This is a genomic window from Pseudomonas aphyarum (genome assembly GCF_028657055.1).
Taxonomy (GTDB): domain Bacteria; phylum Pseudomonadota; class Gammaproteobacteria; order Pseudomonadales; family Pseudomonadaceae; genus Aquipseudomonas; species Aquipseudomonas aphyarum.
Genome location: NZ_JAMDGS010000022.1, coordinates 97654 through 109141, shown reverse-complemented (window position 1 = coordinate 109141; position 11488 = coordinate 97654). Strand labels below are relative to the sequence as shown.

General features: G+C 61.6%; 10 protein-coding genes and 1 other RNA gene. 2 read left to right on the top strand and 9 right to left on the bottom strand.

Translation table 11 applies throughout. The features are described from left to right. The 9 genes from mraY to rsmI form a co-directional block, all read right to left on the bottom strand. Entirely contained in the window at positions 1-1083 is a 1083-nt protein-coding gene (mraY, locus tag M5G18_RS28405; RefSeq protein WP_007956769.1) for a phospho-N-acetylmuramoyl-pentapeptide-transferase, read from the bottom strand. Next, entirely contained in the window at positions 1083-2450 is a 1368-nt protein-coding gene (locus tag M5G18_RS28400; RefSeq protein WP_273898733.1) for a UDP-N-acetylmuramoyl-tripeptide--D-alanyl-D-alanine ligase, read from the bottom strand. Before M5G18_RS28400 ends, mraY begins: the two co-directional genes overlap by 1 nt. Continuing rightward, the gene (locus tag M5G18_RS28395; RefSeq protein ID WP_273898732.1) at positions 2443-3906 is read right to left on the bottom strand and encodes a UDP-N-acetylmuramoyl-L-alanyl-D-glutamate--2,6-diaminopimelate ligase; all 1464 of its coding nucleotides are present in this window, start codon (positions 3904-3906) and stop codon (positions 2443-2445) included. The genes M5G18_RS28400 and M5G18_RS28395 overlap by 8 nt, the downstream gene beginning before the upstream one ends. Next, positions 3906-5645 (bottom strand): peptidoglycan D,D-transpeptidase FtsI family protein, encoded by a 1740-nt coding sequence (locus M5G18_RS28390; protein ID WP_170929382.1) that lies wholly within the window; start codon positions 5643-5645, stop codon positions 3906-3908. The genes M5G18_RS28395 and M5G18_RS28390 overlap by 1 nt, the downstream gene beginning before the upstream one ends. Then, positions 5645-5938 (bottom strand): cell division protein FtsL, encoded by a 294-nt coding sequence (gene ftsL / locus M5G18_RS28385; RefSeq protein WP_007956777.1) that lies wholly within the window; start codon positions 5936-5938, stop codon positions 5645-5647. Before ftsL ends, M5G18_RS28390 begins: the two co-directional genes overlap by 1 nt. Next, complete coding sequence (gene rsmH / locus M5G18_RS28380; RefSeq protein WP_039766256.1) at positions 5935-6882, bottom strand: 16S rRNA (cytosine(1402)-N(4))-methyltransferase RsmH; 948 nt, start codon at positions 6880-6882, stop codon at positions 5935-5937. The genes ftsL and rsmH overlap by 4 nt, the downstream gene beginning before the upstream one ends. Beyond that, on the bottom strand, positions 6879-7334 hold the full coding sequence (gene mraZ / locus M5G18_RS28375) for a division/cell wall cluster transcriptional repressor MraZ (RefSeq protein ID WP_007917012.1): 456 nt from the start codon (positions 7332-7334) through the stop codon (positions 6879-6881). Before mraZ ends, rsmH begins: the two co-directional genes overlap by 4 nt. 402 nt (positions 7335-7736) lie before the next feature. Beyond that, positions 7737-8090: RNase P RNA component class A (gene rnpB / locus M5G18_RS28370), an RNA gene on the bottom strand. 73 nt (positions 8091-8163) lie between these two features. Further along, complete coding sequence (rsmI, locus tag M5G18_RS28365) at positions 8164-9069, bottom strand: 16S rRNA (cytidine(1402)-2'-O)-methyltransferase (RefSeq protein WP_273898796.1); 906 nt, start codon at positions 9067-9069, stop codon at positions 8164-8166. Between the two features lie 177 nt (positions 9070-9246). Between rsmI and M5G18_RS28360 the strand changes: the two genes are divergently transcribed. Both M5G18_RS28360 and M5G18_RS28355 read left to right on the top strand, forming a co-directional pair. Beyond that, positions 9247-11058: a penicillin-binding protein activator gene (locus tag M5G18_RS28360; RefSeq protein WP_273898725.1), complete on the top strand. Its 1812-nt coding sequence runs from the start codon at positions 9247-9249 to the stop codon at positions 11056-11058. Further along, positions 11058-11420 carry a YraN family protein gene (locus M5G18_RS28355; protein WP_007956783.1) on the top strand — a complete coding sequence of 121 codons (363 nt, stop codon included), beginning with the start codon at positions 11058-11060 and terminating at the stop codon, positions 11418-11420. The genes M5G18_RS28360 and M5G18_RS28355 overlap by 1 nt, the downstream gene beginning before the upstream one ends. Positions 11421-11488 lie beyond the last annotated feature (68 nt).

Below are 11488 nucleotides of genomic sequence, written 5' to 3'. Positions count from 1 at the left end.
CTACCTCAGCTTCAGGGTGGCAAGGCCGATCAGCACGAGAATCACGGTGATGATCCAGAAACGGACGATCACGCGCGGCTCGGGCCAGCCCTTGAGTTCAAAGTGGTGGTGAATCGGTGCCATGCGGAACACACGGCGACCGGTCAGCTTAAAGGACGCAACCTGAATGACGACTGACAGGGTTTCCATCACGAACACGCCGCCCATGATGAACAGGACGATTTCCTGACGGACGATCACCGCGATGGTGCCCAGGGCCGCGCCCAGCGCCAGTGCGCCGACGTCACCCATGAAGACTTGCGCCGGGTAGGTGTTGAACCACAGGAAGCCCAGGCCGGCACCGATCAATGCGCCGCAGAACACGATCAGCTCGCCTGCGCCCGGTACGTAAGGGATCAGCAGGTACTCAGCGAATTTCACGTTACCCGACAGGTAGCAGAAGATGCCCAGGCCACCGCCGACCATCACCGTCGGCATGATCGCCAGACCGTCGAGGCCGTCGGTGAGGTTGACCGCGTTGCTCGAACCGACGATCACAAAGTAAGTCAGCACGATGAAACCGGCGCCCAGCGGAATGCTGTAGTCCTTGAGCATCGGCAGGATCAGGGTGGTTTCCACCGGAGTGCTGGCAGTCATATAAAGGAAGATCGCCGCACCGAGGCCGAACACCGACTGCCAGAAATATTTCCAGCGGCTTGGCAGACCACGGGAGTTCTTCTCGATCACCTTGCGGTAGTCGTCGACCCAGCCGATGGCGCCGAACAGCAGGGTCACCAGCAACACAACCCACACATAACGATTGCTCAGGTCAGCCCACAGCAAAGTGCTGACACCGATCGAAGACAGGATCAGTGCGCCGCCCATGGTCGGCGTACCGGATTTGGACAGGTGCGATTGCGGGCCGTCGTTACGAACGGACTGACCGATCTGACGGTTCTGCAGGGTGCGGATCATCCACGGGCCGTAGCACAGCGACAGGACCAGCGCGGTCAGCACACCGAGGATCCCGCGCAGGGTCAGGTACTGGAAGACCGCGAAGCCTTTGTAGAACTGTTGCAGATACTCCGCTAGCAGCAGCAGCATTAATGTTTCTCCAGACTGGACCCGCACAGGGCCGCAACGATGTTTTCCATCGCTGCGCTGCGCGAACCCTTGATCAAAATGGTGGTGTTTGTGTCCTGCTCGGCGCCGAGGGCCTGGATCAGTTCGGCTTGTGTGCCGAAGTGATGCGCCTCTTCACCGAATGCGTTCACGGCGTGGACCATGTTCGGCCCGACGGCGTAAAGCGCGGAAACCTTGCCCCGGGCGTATTCGCCCACGTCGCGGTGCCCCTGCTCCGCCCAGTCGCCCAACTCGCCGATATCTCCGAGCACCAGGACGGTGCGGCCGGAAAAGCCGGCGAGTATATCAACGGCCGCGCACATCGAGGTGGGGTTCGCGTTGTAAGTGTCATCGATCACGCGCATGCCGTTTTTCGCCAGTTGTGCGACGGTGCGACCCTTGACCGGTTGTACTGCGCCAAGCCCGGTGGCGATGCCGAACAGCGACACGCCCAAAGCGTGAGCGGCAGCGGCGGCAGCCATGGCGTTGGCGACGTTGTGGGTGCCGAGCAGGTTCAGTTGCACCCGTTCCGCACCTTCAGGACTGTGCAGGTTAAACGCCGGGCAGCCACGGGCATCGGTGGCCAGGTCGCTGGCGTAAAAATCCGCCTGAGTGTTGCTCAGGGCAAACGTCAGCACCTTGCGGGCGCCGGCGCGGGTCTTCCAGATGCCAAACGCCTTGTCATCGAGGTTCAGCACGGCGACGCCGTCGGCCGCCAGCCCTTCGATGATTTCGCCCTTGGCTTCGACGATTTTCTCCGGCCCGCCGAACTCACCGACGTGGGCGGTTCCAGCGTTGTTGAGGATCGCTACGTGCGGCTTGGTCAGCCCGACGGTGTAAGCGATTTCACCCAGACGCGAGGCGCCCAGTTCGATCACTGCCGCGCTGTGTTCCGGGGCGAGTTCGAGCAGGGTCAACGGTACGCCGAGGTCGTTGTTCAGGTTGCCACGGGTCGCGTGCACCGAGCCGCGCGTGCGCAGAATGCTCGCGAGCATTTCCTTGACCGTGGTCTTGCCGCTGGAGCCGGTAACGGCCGCGATCGGTTTGGTGAACGCGGCACGGTTCAACGCACCCAGCTGGCCCAGGGCCTGGCGGGTGTCCTTGACCAGCAATTGCGGCAGCGTGCTGTCGGCGACTTCGCGCTCGACCAATGCCGCAACGGCGCCTTTGGCAGCGACTTCATTCAGATAGTCATGACCGTCGAAACGCGGGCCGGTCAGGGCGATAAACAGTTGGCCAGCCTTGATCGCGCGGCTGTCGATGCTCACGCCGTCAAAACTGGCGTCGGCGTTGATCAGACGGGCGTCGAGCGCGTTGGTCAGTTGGCTGAGTTTCAGGGCCTTAAGCATGGGCCACCTCCCACGCGGTCAGGGCGTGATCAGCCTCGACCAGATCGGAAAACGCATGGCGCTCGCCGTTGATTTCCTGATAGTCCTCGTGACCTTTGCCGGCCAGAACGATCACGTCATCCGCCGAAGCACCGGCAATCATTTGCGCGATCGCCTGGCCGCGACCGGCCACGAACGTCACCTTGTCCACAACCGTGAAACCGGCGCGGATGTCATCGAAAATCACCGCTGGGTCTTCGGTGCGCGGATTGTCATCGGTCACCAGCACGCGGTCGGCCAGACGCTCAACCACTTCGGCCATCAGCGGACGCTTGCCGCGATCGCGATCACCACCGCAGCCGAACAGGCACAGCAACTGGCCTTTGACGTGCGGGCGCAACGCGGTCAGCACTTTTTCCAGCGCGTCCGGGGTGTGGGCGTAATCGACCACCACCAGCGGCTGGGTGCCACCGCCTAGACGCTGCATGCGCCCGGCCGGGCCTTCGAGTTTCGGCAACACCTTGAGAATTTCGTCGAGCGCGTAGTCGAGACCGAGCAAGGCGCCGACGGCGGCCAGTACGTTGCTCAGGTTGAAACGACCGAGCAGCGTGCTGCGCAGATGGTGCTCGCCCTGCGGCGTCACCAGCGTGGCGCGCACGCCATGGTCATCGAACTGCGCTTCACGCACATAGAGATAGGCGCTGCTGTCGAGCAGGCTATAAGTGATCAAACGCGACTCACGTTTTTCAGCGGCCAGTTGCCGGCCGAAATCGTCGTCGAGGTTGACCACGCGGCACTTCAGGTCATTCCAGGCGAACAGCCGGGCCTTGGCCTCGGCGTACGCTTCCATGGTGCCGTGGTAATCGAGGTGATCGCGGGACAGGTTAGTCATCACAGCGACGTCGAACGCCAGCGCGGTAACCCGGCCCTGATCCAGACCGTGGGACGAAACTTCCATGGCCACGGCTTTTGCGCCGGCCTTTTTCAGGTCGCCCAGGGTCGCTTGCATGACAATCGGATTCGGCGTGGTGTGCAGGCCGCTTTGCAGCGCGCCATGGAAACCGGAGCCGAGGGTGCCGACGATGCCGCAATGCTGGCCAAGCAGGTCCAGCGCCTGCGCTACCAGTTGGGTTACGCTGGTCTTGCCGTTGGTGCCGGTCACGCCGATCAGATTCAGGTGATGACTCGGCTCACCGTAAAAACGCCCGGCGATGTCCGACAGCTGCGCTGCCAGGCCCTTGACCGGAATCAGCGGTACTTCGGTGATCGGCAGCACGGTGGCGCCTTCCACTTCATAGGCCACGGCAGCAGCACCGCGCTGCAAGGCGTCGGCAATGTGCGCACGACCATCGAACTTGCCGCCCGGCACGGCGAGGAACAGGTCACCCGCGCGTACGTTGCGACTGTCGAGCGCCAGTTCACGGATCAACAGATCGTGGCCGGCGTGGGGGAAAATCTTGTTCAGACTCAGAGACATCAGCCGCGCCCTCCATTGGCTTTCAGCGGAACGGCCGGGGTGGCGTTGGCCTGTTGTGTGGTCGGCAGGTTGTCCGGGGTGACGTTCATCAGGCGCAGGGTGCCCGACATCACACGGCTGAACACCGGCGCCGAGACCAGACCACCGAAGTAACCGGCCTTGGTCGGTTCATCGATCACCACGACGATTGCATAACGTGGATCGCTCATCGGGCCGAAACCGGCGAACAGCGAGCGGTAAGAGTTTTCGGCGTAGCCCTTGGTGCCGACCGACGTTTTACGCGCGGTACCGGACTTGCCGCCCACGTGATACGCCGGCACCTGCGCACGGAATACGCCGCGCGGGGCTTCGATCACTTGTTGCAGCATGCCCTGCATGGTTTTGGCGACGGCTTCCGGCAGCACCTGGGTGGTCTGCGGCGCCTTGTCGGTTTTGATCAGGGTCAGCGGTGCGAGACGACCGTTGTTGGCCAGCGCCGAAAACGCGTGCACCAGCTGGATCGCAGTCACCGAAATACCGTAGCCGTACGACAGCGTTGCGGTCTCGGCCTTGCGCCACTCGCGGTAGTTCGGCAGGTTGCCGACACGTTCGCCCGGGAAGCCGAGGCCGGTGTCCTGGCCGAGGCCGACTTTCTGTGCGAGGCGGAAAATGGTTTCGCCGCCGATATCGAACGCGACCTTACTCATGCCGACGTTACTGGAATTGATCAGAATGCCGGTCAGGTCGAGTACCGGACCTTCGGTCTTCGATACGTCCTTGATCGTATATTTGCCGATCTGCAGGGAGCCCGGATACACCTCGACGGTGTCGCTCGGTTTCCAGCGGCCGGTTTCGATCGCGGCGCTCATCGAGATCGCTTTCATGGTCGAACCGGGTTCGAACACGTCGATCATCGCGCGGTTACGCATCATTGCCGGTTGCAGGTTGCGACGGTTGTTCGGGTTGTAGGTCGGCTGGTTGACCATGGCGAGAATCTCGCCGGTCTTCACGTCCATGATCACCAGACTGCCGGCCTTGGCGCCGTTCTCGATGATCGCGTTACGCAGCTCGCGGTTGGCCAGATATTGCAGGCGCAGGTCAATCGACAACGCCAAGGGCTTGCCGGCCTTGGCGTTTTTGGTGACCTGGACATCCTTGATCAGCCGTCCGCGCCGATCCTTGATGACTTGCCGCTTGCCGGGCACGCCGGCCAGCCATTCATCGTAGGCCAGTTCGACGCCTTCACGACCGTGGTCATCGATGTCGGTGAACCCGACCATGTGCGCCGTCACTTCACCGGCCGGATAGAACCGGCGGAATTCTTCGATGCCGTAGACGCCCGGCACTTTCAGGTCGAGCACGGCCTGGCCCTGCTCGGGGGTCAACCCGCGCACCAGATAAATGAATTCTTTGTTGGCCTGGGCTTCGAGACGTTCGGCCAGGGCTTTCGGATCCTGCCCCAGCGCGGCGGCCAGTGCCGGCCACTTCTCTTTGGCGGTCTGCATTTCCTTGGCGTTCGCCCAGAGCGTGGTCACCGGGGTACTCACGGCCAGAGGCTCGCCGTTACGGTCGGTGATCAGACCACGGTGAGCCGGAATCGGAATGTGCCGAAGACTGCGCGCGTCGCCCTGGCCTTTGAGGAAGTCACGGTCAACTACTTGCAGGTCGATGATGCGCCAGCAGATCGCCGCGACCATCACGCCGAGCAGTGCCACCATCAGACGGAAGCGCCATGGGAACAGTGCGCCTTCGAGTTTCATCATGGCGCCACCATCTTCACGTCAGCCGCGCCTGGGATGTGCATCTTCAATTGTTCGGTGGCCAGCACTTCGATCCGGCTATGGGCGGTCCAGGTGCTTTGCTCCAGAATCAGGCGCCCCCACTCGGCCTGCGCCTTGTCGCGCACGCTCAATTCGTTGTACAGGGTGTTGAGCAACTGCCGGTTCCAGTGGGCGCTGTAAGACACGCCGATGGCCGACACGAGCACGCCGATGAACAGCAGCAGCATGAAAAAGCTGCCGCCGGGCAGTGGCTTGGCGAAAAGCTTGCTCACCGCAGCTTCTCCGCGACGCGCATGACGGCGCTACGGGAACGTGGGTTGGCTTTGAGTTCGGCGTCGGAGGCCGTCTGCGCTTTGCCATGGACTTTGATTTTCGGTTCGAACGCAACGTGGCGAACCGGCAGGTTGCGTGGCAGGTTGTCGGCTTCGCCTTTCACCAGCTTGCGCATGAACAGTTTGACGATACGGTCTTCCAGCGAGTGGAAGCTGATCACGACCAGACGGCCGCCCACTTCCAGGCATTCGAGCGCGGCTTCAAGACCCGCTTCCAGATCGCCCAGTTCGTTGTTGACGTGAATGCGCAGGCCCTGGAAAGCGCGGGTTGCCGGGTTTTTGCCCTTTTCCCACGCCGGGTTGGCGACTTTCAGGACTTCGGCCAGATCAGCGGTGCGCTCGAACGGCGTGATGTCACGGCGCTCGGCCACGGCACGGGCCATGCGACCGGAGAAACGTTCTTCGCCGTATTCCTTGAAAACACGGGCGATTTCTTCCACAGGCGCGGTATTGACGAACTCGGCTGCGCTGATGCCACGGGACGGATCCATGCGCATGTCCAGCGGGCCGTCGTTGAGGAAGCTGAAGCCGCGCTCGGCATCATCGAGCTGCGGCGAAGACACGCCCAGATCCAGCAGAATGCCGCTGACCTTGCCGGCCAGACCCTGTTCGGCAACGACCGAACCGAGCTCGGCAAAGCTGCGCTGCACAACGACAAAGCGGCCGTCTTCGGCCGCTAGCGTTTGCCCGGTGGCAATCGCTTGAGGATCCTTGTCGAATCCGATGAGCCGACCATCCGGCCCGAGCTTGCTCAGGATCAACCGGCTGTGCCCGCCGCGCCCGAACGTGCCGTCCAGATAGCAGCCATCAGGACGTACGGCGAGAGCCTCGACGGCTTCGTCAAGCAGTACGGTGATGTGGTTAAAGCCGCTATCAATAGTCACAGGATCAGATCACGCAGTTCGTCAGGCATGGCGCCCGGTTGTTGTATGGCAGCCAGGTCAGCGGCAGAAACCGCGTTCCAGGCATCTTCGTCCCACAGTTGGAACTTGTTCAGTTGGCCCACCAGCATCGCGCGCTTGTCGAGCTTCGCGTACTCGCGCAGGCGCGGCGGCACCAGGAAACGACCACTGCCGTCGAGCTCGAGGTCAACGGCATTACCAATCAATAAACGTTGCAGACGACGGTTCTCTTCGCGAAGCGAAGGAAGCGCGCGCAACTTGGTTTCAATAATTTCCCACTCATCGAGCGGGTAGACACACAAACATGGATCAACGGCATCAATGGTCACGATCAACTGGCCGGAACTGCGCGAATCGAGCTCGTCACGGTACCGGCTCGGCATGGCGAGACGGCCCTTTGCGTCGAGACTGATAGCGTTAGCTCCGCGAAACACGTCTGCGTTTCTCCAATTTTTATCGTTTTGAGCTCAAAAAACCCACTTCATGCCACTTTCCGCCACTTGCGCACACTATAGGAATGCGCCCACCACACCGTCAAGGCGCGGATTAAAGGAAAACCCTTACAGAACGGAGATTTAGGAGCATAAAAGGAGGAGCAACGAGAATCTGGCGGATGCTTTTATCCAATAACTTGAAGCAGCACTGAAAGCTGCGCTCGAAAGTTAAAGTAATTTGTTAAGAGTAAGATTTTTTCGGTATTACAAAAGCGCTTCTGCTGTTGATTGAAGCAAGGTGGGAAATGGCTATTACTGCGTTTGCCGCTGCCGGTTTCCAGCGCAGGCCTGCTGATAATAAACAGCCCTGTCGCCTTTAATTCAAGCAGGGAAAAGAAAAAGGTGGAGAGTCGATCTGTAAGCCGGGTTCTGTCTTGAACAGTCATTCGTCTACGATGGCCATCACTGGACATCTTTAGCAACCTACCCGGTCCCAGCGCGGGCCACGCCTTGGGACCCTATTTGGTCTTGCTCCAAGTGGGGTTTACCTAGCCACGAACTGTTGCCAGACGTGCGGTGCGCTCTTACCGCACCTTTTCACCCTTACCGGCGCCGAAGCGCTTAGGCGGTTATTTTCTGTGGCACTTTCCGTAGGCTCACGCCTCCCAGGCATTACCTGGCACTTCGCCCTATGGAGCCCGGACTTTCCTCCCCCCCCTAATTTTCATAGAGGGCAGCGACTGTCCGATCGACTCTCCGCCGCGCAGGTTAACGGCAGAGCGGCCGAAGAACAAGCGCTAATAGCCCGCAAACCGGTCTGCGCGACGGGTTACGCGTCTTTTTGCTGATCCAGCGCCACCTGATACAGCACGTTTTTGCGCTCACCGGTGATTTGCGCCGCCAGAGCCGCCGCACGCTTGAGCGGCATCTCTTCCAGCAACAGGTTAAGGATGCGCATCGCCTCGCTGCTGACAGCGTCTTCGGACTCCGGCGCGGTCCAGCCCGCCACCACCACAACGCACTCGCCACGCTGCTGATTGCTGTCGGCCTCGACGAAGGCCCGCAACTCGCTCAGCGGCAATCCCTTGAGTGTTTCAAAGGTCTTGGTGATTTCACGAGCGAGCAATGCCGGACGATCTGCGCCGAACACCGCCTCCATATCCTGCAAGCATTCCAGAATGCGATGCGGCGCCTCGTAGAAAATCAGCGTGCGCGGTTCTTCCTTGATAGCTTCCAGGCGCGCCTTGCGCCCCACAGCCTTGGCCGGCAGAAAGCCTTCGAAGATAAAACGGTCGGACGGCAGACCGGCAGCCGACAACGCTGCGATCAACGCGCATGCACCCGGCACCGGCACCACATTGATCCCGGCGGCACGGGCCTGACGCACCAGGTGATAACCCGGATCGGAAATCAGCGGTGTACCGGCATCGGAAATCAGTGCGACGTTGTCGCCCGCCAACAGACGGGTAATGAAGCGACTGCCTTCGTCCCGCTCGTTGTGTTCGTGACAGGCGGCCAGCGGTGTGGAGATGCCGAAGTGCTGCATCAGGCGCTGGGAGTGACGCGTATCTTCGGCGGCGATCAGCGCCACCTCGCGCAGGACCTTCAACGCGCGGGCGCTGATGTCATCCAGGTTGCCGATGGGCGTCGCCACCACATAAAGCGAGCCCGCAGCGGAATTCAAAGGACCTGGAGCAGTCAAAGCGCACACCTCATGATCGGTAAAAACCACCATTGTAGCGCGTCGCGCGCCGGTCGATGCGTCCGGGTCGGACACGGTTTGTCGCACCATTGTGAGGCTGCGCACTCTTTGTATCAGCTAAATTGACGGTTTCACGCCAGTAACATCGCGCCCCGGCCAGTGCTTGGGTACAATTCGACGCTAATTTGATCGAGTATCAGGAACACTTACATGATCGCTTGCCTGCGGCTGTTCACTGCCCTCTGCCTCGCTGCCTTGCTGGCGGCTTGCGCCAGCTCCCCTTCCTCCAGCCTTGGCGAACTTCCACGGACCCCGGATGCCACCATCGAGCAACTGCTCGAACAGGCTGCCCAGGCCAAATCGCCGGACAAGGCTGCGCTGCTGCGCCTGAGTGCGGCAGACATGGCGTACCGCCAGGGCAATGCCGGACAGTCCGCGCAAATCCTGCAGCAAGTGCCGATGGAACAACTCCAGCCGGGCCAGCAGGCATTTGCCAGCACCCTGTCTGCCGAACTGGCCATGACCCGCAACCAGCCGAAAGCCGCGCTGACTGCCCTGAGCCATCCAAGCCTGCAACGCCTGAGTGAAATGTCGGTACCACTGCAAGTTCGCGCCGGCACCGTTCACGCCCGCGCCCTTGAAGCCGACGGCCAGACCCTGGCTGCCGCACGCGAGCGCATCTTCATCGCGCCGATGCTGGAAGGCGAAGCCGCCAGCAAGAACCACGAAGCGATCTGGACCCTGATTGCGTCGCTGCCCGCCGATCAACTGCAAGCGAACACCACCGATGACCTCGGCGGCTGGATGAGCCTGGCCCTGGCCGTGAAAACCGCCGGCACCCTGGAACAGCAGCAAGCCGCCATCGACAACTGGCGCAACCAGCATCCGAAGCATCCGGCCGCAATCAACCTGCCGCTGCCCCTGACCAAACTCAAGGAACTGGCCAGCCAGCCTCTGAGCAAGATCGCCCTGCTGTTGCCACAGGAAGGCCAACTGGCCTCGGTCGGCAAGGCCCTGCGTGACGGCTTCATGGCCGCGCACTATCAGGCTCAGCAAGCCGGCCAAAAACCGCCGGCCATCGAGTTCTACGACAGCTCGAAACTGACCAACCTCGACGAGTTCTACCGCAAGGCCCAGGCCGATGGCGTGCAACTGGTTGTCGGCCCGCTGGAGAAGCCGCTGGTCAAACAGCTGAGCACCCGTCCGCAACTTCCGATCACCACCCTCGCCCTGAACTACAGCGAAGGCAATCAAGGCCCGGCGCAGCTGTTCCAGTTCGGTCTGGCCGCTGAAGACGAGGCCCGCGAAGTCTCCCGCCGCGCCCGTGCCGACGGCCTGCATCGCGCCGCCATCATGGTGCCGAAAGGCGAATGGGGCGACCGCGTGCTGCGCGCGTTCAGCCAGGACTGGCAAGCCAACGGCGGCAGCATTGTCGCCACCGAACGTGTCGATCAGCCAGTGCAACTGGCCCAGCAGATCGCCGACATGTTCCAGCTGCGTCAGAGCGAAGCTCGCGCCAAGAGCCTGCAGAACGCCGCCGGCACCAACGTTGCCGCCCAGCCTTCGCGTCGCCAGGACATCGAATTCATCTTCCTTGCCGCCACCCCGCAGCAGGCGCAGCAGATCAAGCCAACCCTGAACTTCCAGTACGCCGGTGACGTGCCGGTGTACGCGACCTCCCACGTATTCAGCGCCAGCGGCGACGTGAATCAGTACAACGACATGAACGGCGTGCGCTTCTGCGAAACCCCGTGGCTGCTGGAAACCAGCGATCCGCTGCGTCAGCAGGTCACCGCGCAATGGCCACAAGCCGCCGGCAGCCTCGGTCGTCTGTATGCGATGGGCGTCGACGCCTATCGTCTGGCGCCACGCCTGGATCAGCTCAAGGCACTGCCGGACAGCCGCATCGAAGGTCAGTCGGGCAGCCTGGGCATGACCCAGTCCCAGCGCGTCGTCCGTCAGTTACCATGGGCGCAGTTCGTCAGCGGCCAGATCCAGCGCCTGCCGGACACTCCTCGCTGATGCCCGACAGGTCACACCTGCAAAGCGGCAAGGATGCCGAGCGCCAGGCGCTCGAGCATCTGCAACACCAGGGTCTGCGCCTGCTGGCGCAGAACTGGTTATGCAAACGCGGTGAGCTTGATCTGGTCATGCTTGATGGCGATACAGTAGTATTCGTCGAAGTCCGTTACCGAAAGAACACTCAATGGGGTGGCGCACTCGACAGCATCGATGGGCGCAAACGGCAGAAACTGATTTTCGCCGCACAGTATTTTCTTCAGCGCGAGTCGCGTTGGGCCAATTCCCCCTGCCGCTTCGACGTGGTGGCCATCGACAGCCATCAGGGTCAGCTGAACTGGTTGCAGAATGCGTTCGACAGTTGACCGCCTGCTCCGACCCGGACACTTTCACTCAACACTTTTGCTCTTTGCTTTGCGGGCTGCACATTCAC

What these genes read in the sequence shown, in the direction of transcription:
- M5G18_RS28360 (WP_273898725.1), top strand. Translation starts at nt 9,247, where the DNA reads ATGATCGCTTGCCTGCGGCTGTTCACTGCCCTCTGCCTCGCTGCCTTG.
- rsmI (WP_273898796.1), bottom strand. Translation starts at nt 9,069, where the DNA reads ATGGTGGTTTTTACCGATCATGAGGTGTGCGCTTTGACTGCTCCAGGT.
- M5G18_RS28395 (WP_273898732.1), bottom strand. Translation starts at nt 3,906, where the DNA reads ATGTCTCTGAGTCTGAACAAGATTTTCCCCCACGCCGGCCACGATCTG.
- mraY (WP_007956769.1), bottom strand. Translation starts at nt 1,083, where the DNA reads ATGCTGCTGCTGCTAGCGGAGTATCTGCAACAGTTCTACAAAGGCTTC.
- M5G18_RS28390 (WP_170929382.1), bottom strand. Translation starts at nt 5,645, where the DNA reads ATGAAACTCGAAGGCGCACTGTTCCCATGGCGCTTCCGTCTGATGGTG.
- M5G18_RS28400 (WP_273898733.1), bottom strand. Translation starts at nt 2,450, where the DNA reads ATGCTTAAGGCCCTGAAACTCAGCCAACTGACCAACGCGCTCGACGCC.
- M5G18_RS28355 (WP_007956783.1), top strand. Translation starts at nt 11,058, where the DNA reads ATGCCCGACAGGTCACACCTGCAAAGCGGCAAGGATGCCGAGCGCCAG.